The following is a 19,966-nucleotide window of genomic DNA, read 5'->3' on the forward strand; positions in this document are numbered from 1 at the left end:
TTATTTCTTATGTTTATAGTCATCTAAAAAATCTTTTTGGAAACTCGTTCGCAATAACTTATTTTTAGCTTGTTTTTCTTCGTTATCTAAGGAAATAAATAAATTTTCTCCAAACTTCTTCTCAAGTTGTTGAATGGTTTCATTTACTCTATTTTCCTTTTCATCTTGTTCATACGAAAACAAGCTTAATTGTTTTACGACATGTTGCTTTTCAAGTAAATCTTGTACCGTCACTCCTAATAAGCGTACCGGTTCTTTGTTCCAATGTAATTGAAATAACTCATCGATTACAAGCATAATTTCCTCTTTCGTATCAATATAAAAAGGCAATTTTTTACTACGTGTCATCGTTTTTCGATCTTTATCACGAATCATCAGTTGCACTGTTTTACCTTTTAATTCTCGACGCTGCAATCTTTCTTCTACCCGCATTGCAAGTTGATGAAGCAATTGTTTTAATTGTTGCTCCTCATCAGAATCATATGGCAAAGTTTGTGAATTTCCGATACTTTTAAAATCATGAATCGAATCGGGATCAACATGTCTTGGGTCAACGCCATTTGCTCGATTTTTCAATCGTTCTCCATTAATGCCTAGTAACTGGCTTAATATATAATCATCTGCTAATGCTAAATCACCGATCGTATGAATTTCAATTTTATGCAATTTTTCTGCCGTTTTTTTCCCAACCCCATACATTTTATCAATAGGAAGCGGCCATAATTTTTCTTGTAAATCGCGAATTCTTAAAACCGTTATGCCTAAAGGCTTTTTCATATCTGAAGCGGTTTTTGCCAAAAATTTATTCGGTCCTATCCCAATGCTTGATGGAATATGTAATTCATGTAAAATACGCTGTTGTATTTGTTTGGCAAGTTCAAGTGGATGTATTGCGTGATCTGTTACATCCATATACCCTTCATCAATAGACACTGGTTCAATAAAAGGAGTAACTTCATATAACATATTAAAAATTTTAGCTGACATTTCTCGGTACCGTTCAAAATTTGGTCGTAAAACGATTAAATTTGGACATAGTTTTCTTGCTTCCCATAATGCCATCGTCGTTTTCACACCTTTAGCACGTGCTTCATAACTACTTGTAACGATAATACCTTTTCGTTCTTCTGGATTTCCAGCAATAGCGATAGGTTTACCTTTTAATGATGGATTATGAGCAATTTCAACCGATGCGTAAAAACTATTCATGTCAATATGAAAAATAACCCGGTGCCTTCGTTTTTGCATGATAATCGTCCTTTGTCGTGTACTTACTATTATTTTAGCGAATATCGAAATAATCGTCCAATATCCGTTCATACGAACATAGTAATAGCACCTTCTTCATCCGTGCATATTTAAGTCTTACATGTTTATATACTATGAGGCACATGTTATTTTAACATACATATAAAAACACTTTCTTTTATCCATCAAAATAAAAGAAAGTGTTTTAAGTATTAACGTTCTGCTACATGTTTCATAATGTGTAAAATATACGTTGTTAATTTTTCTAATTGTTCTACCGGAATACGTTCCTTCGTCGTATGAATAAATTCATACCCTACAGATAAATTACCTGTTGGAATGCCATGGCCATTAAAAATATTCGCATCACTACCGCCACCGCTTTGCACCATTGCAAATGGTAGTTCTAATGATGATGCTACAGACTTGGCAACTTGAACAACCTCATTATTTTCTTCCATTTGGAATCCCGGATACACTTGTTCAATTGATACTTCTACATCTCCACCTAATGCTGCAACCGTTGTTTGAAAGGCTTCTTCCATTTGTGCTGTAATCGATTCTAATTTTTCGCCATTTAAAGATCTTGCTTCAGCAACAATTTCCGCATAATCGACAACGACATTTGTTTGGGTTTCTTTACCGCCTTTAAAATAACCAATGTTTGCTGTCGTTTCTTCATCAATTCGACCTAATTTCATTTTGGAAATTGCTTTGGCAGCTAAAGTAATGGCAGAAATTCCTTTTTCCGGTGCACCAGCGTGGGCAGATTCCCCAAATACTTTCGCTTTAAAATGTGCCTGATATGGTGCAGAAGTTACAATATTTCCGACAGGACCATCACTATCAAGCGCATAACCGAATTTAGCTTTCATTAAAGATTGATCAATTACTTTTGCACCAGCTAAACCGGATTCTTCACCTACAGTAATGACAAACTGTACCATACCATGTTTCATATTTGTTTCTTGTAAAATGCGAATCGCTTCAATCATCGCTGCAATTCCAGCCTTATCATCAGCACCTAATATCGTTGTACCATCTGAAATAACATAACCGTCTTGAATAGATGGCTTAATTCCGACACCCGGAGTTACCGTATCCATATGGCTTGTAAAGTAAATAGAATCTACCCCATCCGTATTAGCAGGTAATGTAAAGACTAAATTATTCGCTTCATGATCAATATGATCACTAGCTCGATCTTCTTCCACCTCTAAGCCAAGTGATTCAAAAATTTCTTTTAATTTTTTGGAAATAGTTGCCTCAAATTTTGTTTCCGAATCTACTTGCACTAATTCAAAAAATTGGTCTAATAATCGTTCTGTTTTAACTTGTAACACAATCATTCTCCTCAACTTTATTATAAAGGAATATTCCCGTGTTTCTTTTTCGGTCTTTCCTCATGTTTATTATACAACATTTCTAATGATTGCATTAGTTTGACACGTGTTTCACGCGGATCTATTACATCGTCTACCATACCTAAACCAGCAGCGATGTAAGGATTTGCGAATTTTTCTTTATACTCGTCAATTTTTGCTTGTCGAGTTGCTTCAGGATGTTCACTTTCTGCGATTTCACGTGCAAAAATAATATTTGCTGCTCCTTCAGGTCCCATAACTGCAATTTCAGAATTCGGCCATGCAAATACTAAATCTGCCCCAATAGACTTACTGTTTAATGCAACATAAGCTCCACCAAACGCTTTACGTACGATAACCGTAATTTTCGGAACTGTCGCCTCTGAATATGCATATAAGATTTTTGCACCGTGACGAATAATTCCACCATGTTCTTGCTTAATCCCAGGGAAAAATCCAGTTACATCTTCAAATGTAATTAATGGTACATTAAACGAATCACAAAAACGGATAAAACGGGATGCTTTATCACTGGAATCAATATCAATTCCACCCGCCATATATTTTGGTTGGTTACAAATTAACCCTACAGATTGGCCGTTAATACGAGCAAAACCGACCACGATATTTTTTGCGAAATCTTTATGAATTTCAAAAAAGCTTCCTTCATCAACAATTTCATTGACAACTTTTTTAATATCGTAAGGTCTCGTCGTATCATATGGAACGATTTCTAATAATTCGCTACGATAATGATCATCTTCTTTTTTCTCATATTCCATTACTGGTGGTTTATGTTCATTACTGTCAGGTAAGTAACTTAATAATTGCTTCACATAATCTAATGCTTCTTCCTCTGTTTTCGCACTTAAATGAGCATTTCCGCTTTTCGTATTATGTACATGTGCACCACCTAAGTCTTCTGCAGAAATCTGTTCACCAGTTACTGTTTCAATTACTTTCGGCCCAGTAATAAACATTTTAGATGTTTTTTCCACCATAATAATAACATCTGTAATAGCAGGAGAATATACTGCTCCACCTGCACTAGGACCCATAATAACAGAAATTTGTGGAATTACACCTGAATAGATAGAGTTTCGATAGAATATTTGACCATACCCATCTAACGATCCTACCCCTTCCTGTATACGTGCTCCACCCGAATCATTTAATCCGATAAATGGCGCACCACTTTTTGCCGCCAAATCCATCACATTCGCTATTTTTTTTGCGTGCATTTCTCCCAAAGCCCCACCAAACACTGTGAAGTCTTGTGCAAATAAATAGACTGGACGTCCATTTATTTTCCCGTATCCGGTTACAACTCCCTCACCATGTGCTTCTACCTTGTCCATTCCAAAGTCTGTTGTACGGTGTTCCATAAATGGGTTTAATTCTACAAATGAATCTTCATCTAATAAGTAGTTGATACGATCACGTGCTGTTAATTTTCCACGTTCATATTGCTTTTGAATTCGTTCATCTCCACCACCAAGTTCTACTTCTCTTCTTTTATCATACAGTTCATCAATTTTGCTATAAATATCCATATCATGTCACTCCTTTAATTATGTTTACAAAGTTCAAATAAAACTCCATTTGTTGATTTAGGATGTAAAAATGCAATTTGGCTATCATTTGCACCAGTTTTTGGTGTTTCATTAATTAGTTTGATACCGTTTTCTTTTAAATGTTGCAAACGTTCTTCAATATTATCGACCTCAATCGCGATATGGTGAATGCCTTCTCCTTTTTTTTGTAAATAAGAATAAATCGCAGAAGACTCGCTTAATGGTTCTAATAATTCAATACGTGTTTCACCAATTTTCAAAAAAGCAACCTTAACTTGTTCACTTTCAACGTTTTCCAATTTTTCAAGTTGCACACCCATTAATTCTGTGTAAAAAGGAAGCGCATTGTCTAAACTATGTACAGCAATACCTATATGTGCAATTTCCTTTGGTGCATCAAATTTCGTCATACAAAAATCCCCCATTCATCTTCAAGCTTTCCTCTATACTTGTTTATTTTACCATTTATATAAAAAATATTCCTACAATTCAATCAGTATGGATAAAGTTGAAGATAACATGTAGAGATTTTAGGTTAACTTGTATGTAAATTTTGTTTCAAAGTGTTAAAAATAGTTCATTGATGTAATATTTTTAAGATAAAATAAGAGTGTACGTTCGTGTTTGTTAGGTACTTACATTATTTAGAGTAAAATAAATAGACAACCGTAGTTTTGCGGATAGATCGTTGTTCCTTATAATGGTAAGGAAATAGGGATGGCGCATTTCTTTGACGTTTTCAAGGGATTTGTACGTCGTTATGTTATCAAACACATTTAAACAAAGTGAAAATTATCTGATGCCTTGATTAATTAAGACAATGGTTTTCAAAAAAACAATATTCCCTCTTTCACTTCTCGTCCCTATACTAACGACTTTATGCTTTACAAGCTTCTACTTTATGATACTCTATGATTACAGTAATATTTATTATATATTTAACAGATTTCATAGGAAAATTAATTTAAATAATGTTAAAATAAAGATGATTTCATTTTATGTAGATGTATCATGAACTGTCGTAGAAACGATGTTTAAATGAAAAATTTTAGCTAGATTCTGTATTGAAGGAGGATTTAACGTGTCAAACAATAAACAACAAGCTCCTAGAAGAAAATCGAAACGAGAAAGACGAATGAAAATCGTCATTTTACTAATGGTTATTGCAATGGTTCTATCTATGTTTACAGGTGCAATCGGGAGTTTCGTCTTTTAATAAAAAGAGAAAAAGACATTATTGTTTTGTCTTTTTCTCTTTTTTTATTCTCCTTGGCTTCTTCGCACGGAGCATGACATCTGATTTTTTAAATTTACTTTTTAATAATAAATATTCTTCTATTTCATGTAAAAGTTGATGTAAACTTGCCCGTGTTTCAAATTCTTCCTTCGTCGCTGGTAGTTCTTCATCATGGAAAGCTTCTCTAATTTCTTTTAATTCTTCCAAAAATAAAATAGCTGTGTTCCCAGGGTGAACAGAATTACTTAATTTCTCGAAAAATACTGCAATTCGTTCTGACACATGATCTTTTTCAGGAAGACGCGTAACTAATGGCAACATTTGTTGAAGTATTTCATATTGTTTTTTTCGCATTTTAAAATACTTATGATAAAAGTGATCATCCCGTAATAAATGATTTTCCTGATCTCGTTTCACCAATTCATCTGCTTCATCTAAAATCCGTCCAACTTCTGCAATTTCCTTTCCATCCCAGTCCATATGTTGTTCACGAATGTATAATGCGATTTCATATAAAATAATTTGAAAATTACTTTCTAAATCACGTTGTTTTTCTTGTAATTTTTTATCTAAACTTGGCATATATAAATTAACGATTAAACCGGTTCCTATTCCGATAAAGATTAATAAGAACTGCTCATACAAAAACTTCGTTTGGATAAGTCCAAAACCATATAAATTTAATGTAATAACAGTCGCCGTCATGATCCCTTGTTCAATTTTTAAAAAGACACAAGTAGGGATAAATAATGCTAGTAAAATTCCTAATGTGATTGGAGAATACCCGAGCAATTCAAACATAACAATCGAAAATAAAATAGCTAAAATACATGCAAGAAATCGATGCCAAGCACTCTCAACCGACTTTTTTCGTGATGGTTGAATACATAAAATCGTTAAAATTCCTGCAGAAGCAATATTCGTCACTCCAACAAGTTGGGCGATTGTAATGGCAATTGGTGTTGCAATGGCAGTTTTAATCGTTCGGTAACCAATTTTCACTGCATAGACTCCTTTAAGTTATTCTATGGACAAAAAGGTTAGGGCAACTGTATTGCCCTAACCTCCTCATTCCTTTATTATAATGCTTCACAATGTTCATCAAATAATGTTTGAAGACGGTTCATTACTTCGATTGGATTTGATCCTTCAATATCATGACGTTCTAACATCGTTACAATTTTTCCGTCTTTTAAAAATGCCATCGATGGAGACGAAGGTGGATATCCTTCAAAATACGTACGCGCATGTTCTGTTGCTTCACGATCTTGTCCAGCAAAAACTGTTACTAAATGATCCGGGCGCTTATCATAATGAATTGCGTTTGCTGCCGCTGGTCTTGCAACTCCACCAGCACAACCACATACGGAGTTAACTAATACTAAAGTAGTACCTTCTCTTTTAAAAGCTGCATCTACTTCTTCAGGAGTAGTTAATTCCTCATAACCTGCGTCCACCATATCTTCTCTTGCAACTCTTACTACATCTATCATAAAATCATCAAAGCTCATTATAAAGACCTTCTTTCTATCTAAATTTACTTATAATTTTAACAACTATTTCCGAGAATATCAATCTAAAGCGATTACTAGATCAAGCTTGTATTCTCGTCTATACTCTCTAATGTTTGCTTCACATGTTGTAAAAACCTACCTGCTACAAGTCCATCTAATACACGGTGATCAAGAGAGAGGGACAAGTTCACAATATCTCTAGCAGCAAACATATCATCAATGATAACTGGTCGTTTTACAATCGATTCCACTTGTAAAATTGCAACCTGTGGATGGTTGATAATGCCCATTGATGAAACAGAACCAAATGTTCCTGTATTATTCACAGTGAATGTACCATTAGTCATATCATTTTGTGTAAGTTGATTTGTTTTTGCTTTATTTGCAAGTTCTTGAACCGACTTTGCTAAGCCTTTTACTGTCTTCTCATCAGCATTTTGAATAACAGGTACGTATAATTCATTTTCATTTGCAACTGCAATCGAAATATTTACATCTCTATGTTGAACTATTTTCTTTCTTTGCCATGTACTATTTAATATTGGATATGCTTGCAATGCTTGTGCAACTGCATAAATAAAGAAAGGAAAATATGTTAAATTAAATCCTTCTCTATCTTTAAATGATTGCTTGACACTATTTCGGTATTTCACAAGGTTTGTAACATCGACTTCTACTGTCATCCAAGCGTGAGGGATTTCGGTTGTCGATAGTACCATTTTATCTGCAATTGCTTTTCTAACGCCTGTTAACTCATATCCTTCCTCATAGTTTTGCGTTGCCTGAGGTTGAACAACAGGTTTGCTCGTTCTTTCTTCTGTTTGCGTAGTACCTTCTGTTACAGAAGATTTTCGATGTTGAATATATTTTTGGATATCTTTACGAGTAATTCTTCCACCAATTCCTGTTCCTGTTACATCGTCAAGATGAATACCATGTTGTTGAGATAGGGATAAAACAGCGGGTGAATATCGATGACTCATCGATACTTCATTCGTTGTTTCTACCACTGCCTCTCCTATGTCGCTTTTCTCTTTGGCAGAATTTGATTCCTCTGTCGTTTCATCTTTATCAGTTTCTATATAACAAATTAATTCGTCAACTTCTATCGTTTCTCCTTCTTGAACGATTATTTCTTTAATTGTTCCAGTATAAGAAGAAGGAATTTCTGCATTTACTTTATCTGTCATTACTTCTGCGATCGGGTCATATTCATTCACATGTTCCCCGACTTTCACTAACCATGTCGTAATTGTACCTTCATTTACACTTTCACCTAATTTAGGCATGACAATTTTTTCGATGGACATGATTTCCCTCCTATTCCATTCACCAAACTAAAATCGTACTAATTGTTTAATTTCTTCTTCGATTTTATCTTCAGTCACTAAAAACTCTCTCTCTAAAGGTTGTGCATATGGCATCGTCGGTACATCCGGTGCAGCTAAACGTTTCACTGGAGCATCTAAGTCAAATAAACAATATTCCGCAATGATTGCGCTCACTTCACCAATGATACTACCTTCTTTATTATCTTCTGTAATAAGTAACACTTTTCCAGTCTTTTTAGCAGCTTCAATAATTGCCTCTTGATCTAATGGATAAATCGTTCGTAAGTCTAAAAGATGAACACTCACGCCTTCTTTTTCCAACTTTGTTGCAATTTTTTCAGTAATAGAGACATTGATGCCATACGTTATAACTGTTACGTCTTCCCCTTCACGTTTGATTGCTGCTTTACCAATAGGAATAACCTCATCTTCCTCGGTCGGTATATTTTCTTTTAATAAACGATATGCTCGTTTATGTTCGAAAAATAATACTGGGTCATTATCTCGAATTGCCGCTTTTAACAGACCTCTTGCATCCCTTGGAGAAGAAGGAACAACGACTTTTAATCCAGGTGTACTATTAAATATTGCTTCCACGGATTGTGAATGATAAAGTGCTCCACTTACACCTCCACCAAACGGTGCGCGAATCGTTATTGGACAGTTCCAATCATTGTTCGAGCGGTATCGTATTTTTGCTGCTTCTGAAATGATTTGGTTTACTGCCGGAAAAATAAAATCTGCAAATTGAATTTCCGCAATTGGTCGCATCCCATACATTGCTGCCCCGACACCTACTCCGACGATTGCTGATTCCGCAAGTGGTGCATCAATTACACGATCTTCTCCAAATTTATCGTATAAACCATCTGTCGCTCGAAATACGCCACCTTTAATCCCGACGTCTTCTCCGACAACAAAAACATTCTCATCCCGCGTCATTTCCTCTTCCATTGCTAATGTAATTGCTTGAATATAATTTAATTCGGTCATTGTTTCCCCTCCTTACTGTTCATATACGTAGTCTGTTAATGATGTAACAGGCGCAAATGGTGCATTTTCTGCATATTTTGTCGCTTCATTAATTTCATTTTGAATGGTTTCTACTATATTCGTTTCTATTGTATCTGTTAAAATTCCACATGACTTTAAATAATCTGCAAACTTCACGATACAATCATTTTTTCTATCTGCTTCTTTTTCTTCTTTCGTACGGTATGCTGCATCATTATCATCACTAGAATGTGCTGTTAGACGTACTGTTTCCGCTTCAATCAATGATGGACCTTCCCCATTCATAGCACGTTCCCTAGCTTCTTTTATCACTTTAAATACTTGTAATGGATCAGTTCCATCAATTTTTTCCCCGTACATACCGTAAGACTTCGCACGTATCGCAACCGTTTCACTTGCAACTTGTTTGTCATAAGGAACAGAGATTGCTAACTTATTATTTTCAACAAGTGTAATAATAGGTAATTTATGCACACCTGCGAAATTTAACCCTTCATGAAAATCTCCTTGGTTTGTAGACCCTTCTCCAAGTGTCGTTAATGTAACGAACGACTCTTTCTTCATTTTTGCTGCCAAAGCAAAACCGACTGCGTGTGGTACTTGAGTCGTAACAGGAGATGAACCTGTAATAATTCGATGTTTTCTACTACCAAAATGACCTGGCATTTGACGCCCCCCTGAATTAGGGTCCTCCTCTTTGGCGAAGGCTGATAACATCATATCTTTTGCTGTTAAACCAAATGAAAGCACAACTCCAAAATCACGATAATATGGAGCGATATAATCAACTTCACGATCTAAAGCAAAAGCTGCTCCAACTTGTGTCGCTTCTTGACCTTGACATGAAATAACGAAAGGAATTTTTCCAGCTCTATTTAATAACCACATTCGTTCATCTAATTTACGAGCTAACAACATTTTTTTATACATATCTAATACATCTTCATCCGTTAAACCTAAATGAACATGTTCATTTTCAACTGTTTTCATTTTAATCCTCCTCTATAAATGTATTGGTTTTCCATCAGCTTCTAATGCTACTTCTGTGAAAACTTCTGATAAGGATGGATGTGGTCTGATAACGTTTTGAAATTCAAACGTTGAAGCATCCAGTAGTTTTGCTAAACTTCCTTCTGAAATCATATCTGTCGCTTGTGGTCCTACAAGATGGATGCCTAAAATATCGTCTGTTTCTTTATCAGAAATTAATTTAATAAACCCTTCCGTTTCCCCTTTAATAAGTGCTTTACCATTTGCTTGATATGGAAAACGTCCAATTTTTACGTCATACCCAGCATTTCTCGCATCTTCTTCCGTTAAACCAATCGCACCGACTTCTGGAAAACTATAAATACAACGAGGTACATTCAGTTCTTGCATTATATGTGGCTGTTCCTTCAACATATGTTCTACCGCTACCATTCCTTCGGCAGATGCAACATGTGCTAATTGTAAGCCGCCAATACAATCTCCAACTGCATATATATGGCTTTCCTCTGTTTGAAAATATTCATTCGTTTGGATGTTCCCGTGTTCTAGTTTAATATTTGTATTTTCTAAACCAATATCATCTGTATTTGCTTTTCTTCCAACAGACAGTAACACTTTATCAACCGTCAGCTGTTTGGACGTTTCATCTATATACGTAATCGTAATATTATTTGCTTCTTCATCAATGGAATAACTATCTATCGTGCAATTCGTTTCAAAATCTACTCCACGCTTTTCAAGTGCTCGTTGTACATGTGTACGAATTTCCTTATCTTCCGTCATCAAAATATGGTCAGCTGTTTCAAAAACAGTTACCTGAACACCGATATCTTGTAATAATGATGCCCATTCTATACCTATTACACCCCCACCAATGATCGCAACAGAAGTAGGAATTTCTTCTAGTTGCAAAATATGATCTGAATGTACGATATAAGTTCCATCCACTGGTAATGTAGCAATTTCCTTAGGTTGTGATCCGGTTGCAATGATAATATATTTCGGAATTAACATCGTGTTTTCTTCATTTTCACCATGTTCGATAGAAATCGTTCCAGGAAGTGGAGAGAAAATACTTGGTCCTAAAATTCTTCCTTTTCCTTTATAAATAGAAATATTGCCTTTTTTCAGTAGCGCTTGCACACCAGCATATAGTTTTTCTACTATTTCTGTTTTCCTTTTTTGTGCAATATCTAACTGAAACGACACATCTTCAATATTCACACCGAATTGTGCCGCCTCTTTCGTTTCCCGATAAACATTAGCAGACTGTAATAATGCTTTTGAAGGAATACAACCTTTGTGTAAACAAGTTCCCCCAACTTTGTCTTGTTCAACAATGGCCACAGACATGCCTGATTGTGCTGCTTTAATTGCAGCAACATAGCCACCTGTTCCTCCACCTAAAATAACTAGGTCATATTCTTTTGACATAAACATACTCCTTCTATTCAAAATATCGCTTTGGTTGTTCTAAACCTTGTAATACACGTAAAGTTCCAGATTGTAAGGCGACTAAGTCATAATCTCCTGGAAAGACATGTATATCCGCTATCCATTGGACATTTTTTGAAATGGATGCTACAAGTTCATTAACATGTGATAATTGACCTGTTAATACAATGCCATCGACTTTCCCGCGTAATACAGTGGACATTGCACCTATTTCTTTTGCGATTTGGTATGCCATCGCTTCGACATAGAACAATGTTTGTGCTTCTTGTTTTTCTATCGCACTTAATAATTGATCCAATGAATCGATCCGTAAATATCCTTTTAATCCACTTTCAAAAGTTACTTGATGAATAAATGAAGCTTCATCACACTCCTTTGAAAATGCTACATGAAGTACATCTTCTGTAGGTATGGAACCTGCCCTCTCTAAGGAAAAAGGGCCTTCACCATGCAATCCATTATTCACATCCACTACTTTACCTTCTTGATGAGCACCTATAGTAATCCCGTTTCCCAAGTGGGCAACGATAAAATTTGCTTTCTCATACCGAACAGACAATTCCTCTGCCGCAAGCCGTGCTACAGCTTTATGATTTAAGGCATGAAAAACACTTTTTCTTTCAACAAAAGGGGCACCAGATATACGTGCCATATTTTCTAGCTCATCGACAACTGGTGGGTCGACAATGAATGCATGTAAATTTAAATCTGCGGCGATGGAATAGGCGATTAAACCACCTAAATTCGAAATATGTTTTCCGTTATAATTATTTTTTAAATCTGCATACATTTGCTCATTTACAATGTATGTTCCACCTTCCACCGCTCGAATTAATCCGCCGGTCGTTGTGATCGCATCTAATTTTGATAAGTTAATACCTACATCGATAAGCAGTTGTGTAATAGCCTTTTTTCGTAATTCTACCTGATCTTCTATTCGATCATTTGGAGTGGAGTGATGAATAATTGTCTCCTTCAAAATACAAATATCTTGTAAATAGACTGCAATAATCGTTGACGTTGGTTTCGGTATCATAATTAATGTTCTACTTCTTTTTTGCACAACAACGCCCCATCTCTGTTAGTAACTTAAAATATTTTTGTTTTTCGGTAAAAACTGCCCGCGTGCCTTTTGCATCGCTTGGATCCGTTCTTCTGCGATTTTATCCGCCGCTTTATATGTTGGAATATTTTCATTTTTCGACTTTTCAAAAACAGCTGTAAGCACATGATAAATATTTTCTACTTTGTTTAATACACGTTTTTCATCATAACCTTCTAACTCATCTGCAACATTTATGACCCCGCCTGAGTTAATTACATAATCTGGTGCATAGATAATATTTTTTTCATGTAATATTTCACCATGACGTGCTTCCGCTAATTGATTATTCGCACTACCGGCAATTACTTTTGCTTTTAATCTCTTAATCGTATCATCATTGATTGTGCCACCTAAAGCGCACGGTGCATAAATATCACAATCCACATCATAAATAGCTTCTGGTGCAACTGCTTCTGCACCAAAATCTTTCACTGCTCGTTCCACTTGTGCTTCATTTATATCTGTAACGATTAATTGTGCACCTTCCTCATGTAAATAATTACATAATGCATAAGCAACATGACCGACACCTTGAACTGCAATTCTTTTTCCCTGTAAACTATCCGAATTAAACGCAGCAAGTGCAGCGGCCTTCATTCCCTTATAAATACCTAATGCGGTTACTGGTGATGGATCACCGACACCTCCTGAAGATGTTCCACAAACATAATTTGTTTCCATATGAATATAATCCATATCTTGTTCCGTCGTTCCAACATCTTCCGCCGTAATATAACGGCCATTTAAACTTTCTACATATCTTCCGAATGCACGAAACACGCTTTCAGATTTATCCTTACTTGGGTCTCCTATAATGACTGCTTTTCCTCCACCGATATTTAATCCAGCTGCTGCATTTTTATACGTCATTCCTTTAGCAAGCCGAAGCACATCTTCTAGTGCTTCCTCTTCTGAAGTGTAATTCCACATTCTCGTACCACCTAATGCTGGTCCGAGTGTTGTATCATGAATTGCAATAATCGCCTTTAAATTACTGCTTTTCTCATAACAAAAGATTACTTGCTCATAACCGTCCTGTTCCATTGCTTTAAACATAGCCATCGTTTTACCCCTTTTCTTTATTATATATGCAATTATCGTACCAACTTTTTAACATAGACCGATCAATGACTTCATCCCATGCAATATGCAAATATTTGCAAAACACGCAAATTATTGCATGAATAAACGTGCTAAATTTTAATCAATACCATATTTTTCCAATTTATAATATAAGTTTCGTACAGAAATGTTTAATTGTTTCGCAGTATTCGTTTTATGAAAATCATTGTTTTTATATACATTGTAAATATATTCTCTTTCAAACTGTTCTGTTGCAGCTTGTAGTGAAATATGATCTTCTACTTGGAACTGTGTTTGTTGTTTATCCGTTTCTAATTCTAGCATCGGTAAATGTGTATACAATATTTCTTCTTCCGATATATCCATAAAGATAATCGCACGACTTATCACATTTTCTAGTTCCCTTACATTTCCTGGCCAACTATATTGCTTCAACTTTTTCATTGCTACAGCAGAAATAGATTGCACATTTCGACCGTATTGTTGGTTCACTTTCTCAATCATATAATGAACTAATTGATGCATATCATCCATCCTGTCGCGTAATGGTGGTATGAAAATAGGCAAACGATTTAGTCTGTAATATAAATCTTCCCTAAATTTTTTATTTGTAATCGCTTTTTCTAAATTTACATTTGTTGCAGTAATGATCCGAATGTCTAGTGGAATGGCGGTTGTGCCTCCAACCTTTGTAATTTCTTTCTCTTGCAACACTCGTAAAATTTTCGCCTGCATATGAAGCGATAAATCACCTATCTCATCTAAAAAAATCGTGCCGTAATTCGCTTCTTCAAACAAGCCTTTTTTACCACCACGTTTTGCTCCAGTAAATGCACCATCCTCATAACCAAATAATTCACTCTCTAGCACCGACTCAGCAATAGCTGCGCAATTTACACGAATAAACTTGCAATGCCTTCGATCACTTGCATTGTGAATAGCATGAGCAAACAATTCTTTTCCTGTACCTGATTCTCCTCTTAACAAAACGGTCGCATGTGTGTTTGCTGCAATCTTCGCTTGTTCAATGGAAAGTTTCATTTCTTGGGATGTTCCGATAATATCTTCAAATGTATACGTCGCCTCTAAACTACGTATAATTTGTTTGACACGATTTAATTCATTTGTTAATTCATGTATGACAGACATATCATGAATGACAGCGACACTTCCCTTTAATTTTCCTTGAACGATGATCGGCGCAACATTGACGACAACTTCTTTTTTATTCGGACCAACAAACAGCTTGGCACCTCGAATTGGTCGACGATTTTTCAAAACTTTCATATGCACACTTTCCCCTTCTGAAATATCAACAGAAGCTGGTTGTCCAATAACGTCTTTTTCCGTTAATCCTGTTATTTTTGTATATGCAGGATTGATCATTAATCCAATTCCATTTTCATCTACGACACTAATCGCTTCGTCTGAAGAATAAATAATTGCCTCTAGCATCGATTTAATTTCTTTTAAGTCCGTATTTTCTTCTGCAATTTCTTTCAATTGTTTTGCATCTTTAAATACAGCAAATGCCCCAACTAATTGATTTGAGCTATTCCGAAGCGGCATCCGTGTTGTAATAATTTCTCTATTATTTTGTAGAGTTAACTTTTTATGTAATTCAATTTCTTGTCTATGTAACACTTCATGTAATTTACTATTTGGAATCACATCTAAAATATGAGCACCAATCGGATTGTTCTTCCATCCAATCATTTCTTTTGCCGCTTTATTCATCATTTGAATATTATTATCGATATTGATAAAAATAATCCCATCTTGAATATGGTTTAAAAGAAGTTCTATATGCATCATATGCAGTTTTTTTTCATTTAAAATTGGGCGAAACGCCATTAATGTATCCTTTTGTATAAGCATTGCATCTTCTCTTTTATGTTGCCGTAATATCGACAATGCTTCCGGATCTCCGACTGCATCTAAAATATAATCAAAATGGACGAATAATTCATTTGCAACATAATGATCAAATGTATTCTCATCCAAGACTACACCATGCATATTCGGTAATTTATCAATAAAACTTGCAAAATCTTGACCTAATTTATTTGTACCATTGATTAAAATTTCATGCATGACAGTCACCACCTTGAAAAAAATTGCAAGAAGCGTACCTTAATCATAATAGAACTTACGTATAATAACAAGAACTATTCCTTTACATTTTAATAAACAGAGAAGATTTGTTATAATGATAATATTCTATCTAGAAAAAGGGGAAGAAAATGGTAAGATTTATCGCTGCAGCAATTTTGTTTATTCCTGGTATTCTTGGAGCGTTTGGAATTAAACTTATGCGTGATGCAGTTTTTAATGAAGTATATGCATTATTAGTAAATGAAGGCATTCAGTTTGTTGTTGGATTAATTTTATTTTTATTCGGTTTAGCTTTCATTGGCGGATTCATTTATCATCGTGACAAAAAACGAAATTTATTAAAAGAAAAAGAATATACGGAGAAATAACAAAGAAGGAGACCAATTAATGATGAAAGTAGCAAAATTCGGTGGTAGTTCATTAGCAAATGCAACACAATTTAAAAAAGTAGCAAATATTGTAATGGATGATGCAGAACGTAAGTTTATTGTCGTTTCTGCACCTGGAAAAAGACATGATAAAGATTATAAAGTAACAGATTTATTAATTAGTTTAGGAAATGCATTTTACAATAAAGATAAATATAAATCATATTACATTACGATTATCGATCGATTTACAAAAATCATTAATGAATTAAATGTTGATGATGCATTGGTCGAAGAAATTAAAGCGAAAATTGATGCAACATTAGATGCTTCTCTGTCTTATGAAGATTTAATGAATCAAATTAAAGCATTAGGAGAAGATAGTTCGGCAAAAATTTTAAGTGCATATTTACAAACATTAGGTGTGAATGCACATTACGTAAACCCGAAAGATGCTGGAATTATCGTCAAAAATGATCCACATGGTGCTCAATTGCTGAAGGATAGTTATGAAAAAATTTATACTTTACGTGAGAAAGATGGCGTTTTAGTAATCCCAGGATTCTTTGGCTTCACAAAAGACGGACAATTGGCAACATTCTCACGAGGAGGATCTGATATTACTGGGGCAATTGTTTCAGCAGGCGTGGAGGCAACATTATATGAAAACTTTACTGATGTTGATTCCGTTTATGCGGTGAATCCATCCATTGTGGAAAATCCACATGAAATTAAACAACTTACATATCGTGAAATGCGCGAGTTATCTTATGCCGGATTTTCCGTATTCCATGATGAAGCTTTAATACCTGCATTTAATGCACGTATCCCTGTTTGTATTAAAAATACGAATAATCCATCTGCTCCAGGAACAATGATCGTTGCAGATCGTGAAATAGATGATAAATGTGTCGTCGGAATTGCAAGTGACACTGGATTCTCAAGTTTATATGTAAGTAAATTTTTAATGAACCGTGAAATCGGGTTTGGACGAAAGTTATTTCAAATTCTCGAAAACGAACAAGTATCATTCGAGCACTCTCCTTCTGGGATTGATGATATGTCCATTATTATTCGGGACAGTCAATTAACAGAGGAAAAAGAACAAAAAATTGTCAAACGTATTTATGATGAATTACATGCTGATTTTGTTGCATTTCATCGTGATTTAGCTTTAATTATGGTTGTTGGTGAAGGAATGAACGAAGCAATTGGTATGGCACAAACAGCAACAACTGCCTTAGGCGAAGCCAATGTAAACTTAGAAATGATCAACCAAGGTTCTTCTGAAGTTTCTATGATGTTCGGAATTAAAGCAAATGACCTACACCGAGCAATTAAAGCGTTATATAGGGCTTACTTCGAATAATATATAAAGACAATAAAATAAACACGAATAATTGATTTTGGATAAATGTGATATTCATGTACTAAGTCATTTACATAAGTAAAGCTTTGTCAACAGGGATAACCTCATACGCCCCCCTGTTTGACTTTGCCTTTTGCGATTCACTCACCTGAAAAAATGTGAACGTGTATCATCTGACGTTAATTTATGTACATTATCTTTCATTTCCCTTAGTCATTATTCGTGTTTTTATTTACTTCCCATCCTTATTGTTTTATGAATAAGAATGATCAAGAAACAATGATGAAGTTATAACTGGATAAAATAAGCTTTTAAATTTTTTCCATTCATATAATACATGTAAAATAAAAGTGCATAATAATCATTTCGTGAGCAGAAAATAATCAACCCACTTTCGCATTTAACCTTAACCTGTCAGCTAGCATGGCGATAAATTCGGAGTTGGTTTTTTATTGTGAGAGTTTAACATTGTGGTAATAAGACTTTAACTAAATTAAATCTCTTATTTATTGAGTTGTTTATAGGTTTACAGTCAATTGTTTATTACTCAACTGTATCTCTATTTAAAAAGAGTATAACCCGCTATGCAAAATTTTGCAAATTTATTTTACCCAAACAAAAAACACTTACAATTAAGTAAGTGTTAAATTTATTATTTATTAATAATAAATTATTTAATACCTTTTCTTAAGTTCTTCGCCAGCCCTGTAATAGAAAAACAAATTATTTTGTTCAATTTTCGCTTTACTTTTTTGCCATTGTTTATGATGATTAATTACGCCTGTACCTGTGCTAACAGCACCAGTAGCAATACTTCCTGTAGCTGTAAATAAATCCAAAACATTTCCAAGTATTAAGCCAACACAGGATGCTTGTATCCATCTCGAATTTACTAATGTATAACCTAATTCTCTTAGATATTTATTTCCCTTACATTGTTCATCTATATCTTGTATAGCTGGATTAATTTCTTTAATTATCAGTTTATTTATTTCGTATAATAAATCATCATCAGTAATATCTACTTCAATTAAGTCTGTATACTTAACAACTGCACTTCTAAAACGTATTAAGTACCTTTCTAACTCACTACGAATATCAATCACTTCATCAATCTCTGCTTTGTTGAAACTAGGTAAATTATTTAACATTGTTATTGTTAGGCTAGAATGCTTTATTTTTTCTTGTGTAGCATTTGTTACATTTAATTTCCCTTCCTTAATACCTAGGTTAACGAATTTAGATATCTTACTGTCGAACAAAGGATAATTATTATACTGCGATAAAGTTTCTTCTATACTCTTAAGATACTCCATCAAATAACTATCATCATGATGAACCCTTGATATACTTGTATTATATCTAACTAATTCTAGTCTATCTGTTTCCATTAGCTTTTCAATCGAGTTAATATCATCTATGTTAATGGAACTAAGCACACCTTTTTCAATTAATTCCCATGGTTTACTAAATTCATTATCAATTTTAAGTTTCAGTAAACCTCTTTTTCGATCATCTAAATTTTTCCTTGTTAATTCTCTATACTTTAAAATAAAAGCTTCTATATCCATAGCCATATCTGATTTCGCTAGATATGCTAGATTTCTTAAATATTGCATTTTATCTAAAAACTTCTCTTGTTTTTTATAATCTAATGCCTTATATATCAAATCAGCTTTCATACTTTTTAATGTAACATTATCACCATATAGCAAGGCTACTTTAATTAACTCAATATCTTCTTTTAAATCTAATTTACTATTAGGATGTGTACTAACAGTCATTTTAAAGTTCCCCATGAACATCACTCCTTATAGTTCAATTAAACTATAAGAAACAATTTTATTCAACAGGACACGAAAAGCACCGAAAGTTAATTGAGTGCTTTTGGCTAATATTTAATATATAGAATACCATTTACCTTTTTTGTATTTAAATTTAGGTTCATCTAAATATAGCTCAAGAAAAAGGTTTCTAATATCTTTATCTGTTTCCTTATCAGTATAGTGTTCAAACTCAGCACCGATCGTACTACCAGATCTGAACACCCCACCTAACATTTCAGCTACATCTGTCTCAAACTCTGATTTTGTAACTTTTATTCCTCTTTTAAATCTATCCGCCCAGAATCTAACTATATCTTCAAACGTTTCCTTTTCACTCACAACCTCATCCCCTTATAATTTTATAGTATAATTG

At 34.3% G+C, this 19,966-nt stretch carries 18 protein-coding genes; 3 read left to right on the plus strand and 15 right to left on the minus strand.

Annotated features, from left to right (window positions below; translation table 11 throughout):
- The 4 genes from SPD45_RS06685 to mce form a co-directional block, all read right to left on the minus strand.
- Positions 1-1,248, minus strand: coding sequence for a DNA polymerase IV (locus tag SPD45_RS06685; protein WP_336266966.1), 1,248 nt, complete (start codon positions 1,246-1,248; stop codon positions 1-3).
- A 212-nt stretch (positions 1,249-1,460) separates the two neighbouring features.
- Positions 1,461-2,597, minus strand: coding sequence for a M20/M25/M40 family metallo-hydrolase (locus SPD45_RS06690; protein ID WP_442961996.1), 1,137 nt, complete (start codon positions 2,595-2,597; stop codon positions 1,461-1,463).
- 14 nt (positions 2,598-2,611) lie between these two features.
- Positions 2,612-4,165 (minus strand): acyl-CoA carboxylase subunit beta, encoded by a 1,554-nt coding sequence (locus SPD45_RS06695; protein WP_336266968.1) that lies wholly within the window; start codon positions 4,163-4,165, stop codon positions 2,612-2,614.
- A gap of 14 nt (positions 4,166-4,179) precedes the next feature.
- Entirely contained in the window at positions 4,180-4,596 is a 417-nt protein-coding gene (gene mce, locus SPD45_RS06700; RefSeq protein ID WP_336266969.1) for a methylmalonyl-CoA epimerase, read from the minus strand.
- Positions 4,597-5,267: 671 nt separating this feature from the next.
- Here mce and SPD45_RS06705 point away from each other — a divergent pair.
- On the plus strand, positions 5,268-5,402 hold the full coding sequence (locus SPD45_RS06705) for a DUF4044 domain-containing protein (RefSeq protein ID WP_336266970.1): 135 nt from the start codon (positions 5,268-5,270) through the stop codon (positions 5,400-5,402).
- 18 nt (positions 5,403-5,420) lie between these two features.
- Here the strand turns inward: SPD45_RS06705 and SPD45_RS06710 are convergent, their stop codons facing one another.
- The 9 genes from SPD45_RS06710 to SPD45_RS06750 form a co-directional block, all read right to left on the minus strand.
- Entirely contained in the window at positions 5,421-6,425 is a 1,005-nt protein-coding gene (locus tag SPD45_RS06710; protein WP_336266971.1) for an aromatic acid exporter family protein, read from the minus strand.
- Between the two features lie 77 nt (positions 6,426-6,502).
- Positions 6,503-6,934 carry a BrxA/BrxB family bacilliredoxin gene (locus SPD45_RS06715; RefSeq protein ID WP_442961997.1) on the minus strand — a complete coding sequence of 144 codons (432 nt, stop codon included), beginning with the start codon at positions 6,932-6,934 and terminating at the stop codon, positions 6,503-6,505.
- 77 nt (positions 6,935-7,011) lie between these two features.
- A complete protein-coding gene (locus SPD45_RS06720; protein WP_336266972.1) occupies positions 7,012-8,247 on the minus strand; it encodes a dihydrolipoamide acetyltransferase family protein in 1,236 nt (411 codons plus the stop codon).
- A gap of 27 nt (positions 8,248-8,274) precedes the next feature.
- Entirely contained in the window at positions 8,275-9,261 is a 987-nt protein-coding gene (locus SPD45_RS06725) for an alpha-ketoacid dehydrogenase subunit beta (RefSeq protein ID WP_336266973.1), read from the minus strand.
- A gap of 12 nt (positions 9,262-9,273) precedes the next feature.
- Positions 9,274-10,272 carry a thiamine pyrophosphate-dependent dehydrogenase E1 component subunit alpha gene (locus SPD45_RS06730; protein WP_336266974.1) on the minus strand — a complete coding sequence of 333 codons (999 nt, stop codon included), beginning with the start codon at positions 10,270-10,272 and terminating at the stop codon, positions 9,274-9,276.
- Between the two features lie 12 nt (positions 10,273-10,284).
- On the minus strand, positions 10,285-11,706 hold the full coding sequence (lpdA, locus tag SPD45_RS06735) for a dihydrolipoyl dehydrogenase (protein ID WP_336266975.1): 1,422 nt from the start codon (positions 11,704-11,706) through the stop codon (positions 10,285-10,287).
- A gap of 13 nt (positions 11,707-11,719) precedes the next feature.
- Positions 11,720-12,763 (minus strand): butyrate kinase, encoded by a 1,044-nt coding sequence (buk, locus tag SPD45_RS06740; protein WP_442961999.1) that lies wholly within the window; start codon positions 12,761-12,763, stop codon positions 11,720-11,722.
- Between the two features lie 45 nt (positions 12,764-12,808).
- Positions 12,809-13,894 (minus strand): Glu/Leu/Phe/Val family dehydrogenase, encoded by a 1,086-nt coding sequence (locus tag SPD45_RS06745; RefSeq protein ID WP_336266977.1) that lies wholly within the window; start codon positions 13,892-13,894, stop codon positions 12,809-12,811.
- A gap of 138 nt (positions 13,895-14,032) precedes the next feature.
- On the minus strand, positions 14,033-16,009 hold the full coding sequence (locus tag SPD45_RS06750) for a sigma-54-dependent Fis family transcriptional regulator (RefSeq protein ID WP_336266978.1): 1,977 nt from the start codon (positions 16,007-16,009) through the stop codon (positions 14,033-14,035).
- A gap of 149 nt (positions 16,010-16,158) precedes the next feature.
- On the opposite strand from SPD45_RS06750, the gene SPD45_RS06755 reads away from it, so the two are divergent.
- Positions 16,159-16,398 (plus strand): DUF2627 domain-containing protein, encoded by a 240-nt coding sequence (locus SPD45_RS06755; protein ID WP_336266979.1) that lies wholly within the window; start codon positions 16,159-16,161, stop codon positions 16,396-16,398.
- Between the two features lie 22 nt (positions 16,399-16,420).
- The gene (locus SPD45_RS06760; RefSeq protein ID WP_336267048.1) at positions 16,421-17,767 is read left to right on the plus strand and encodes an aspartate kinase; all 1,347 of its coding nucleotides are present in this window, start codon (positions 16,421-16,423) and stop codon (positions 17,765-17,767) included.
- 674 nt (positions 17,768-18,441) lie between these two features.
- Here SPD45_RS06760 and SPD45_RS06765 read toward each other — a convergent pair.
- Both SPD45_RS06765 and SPD45_RS06770 read right to left on the minus strand, forming a co-directional pair.
- A complete protein-coding gene (locus tag SPD45_RS06765) occupies positions 18,442-19,566 on the minus strand; it encodes a hypothetical protein (RefSeq protein WP_336266980.1) in 1,125 nt (374 codons plus the stop codon).
- A gap of 99 nt (positions 19,567-19,665) precedes the next feature.
- Positions 19,666-19,932, minus strand: a complete 267-nt coding sequence (locus tag SPD45_RS06770) for a hypothetical protein (RefSeq protein WP_336266981.1) — start codon at positions 19,930-19,932, stop codon at positions 19,666-19,668.
- Positions 19,933-19,966 lie beyond the last annotated feature (34 nt).

This window comes from Pseudogracilibacillus sp. SO10305 (assembly GCF_037072005.1).
Lineage (GTDB): Bacteria > Bacillota > Bacilli > Bacillales > Amphibacillaceae > Pseudogracilibacillus > Pseudogracilibacillus intestinigallinarum.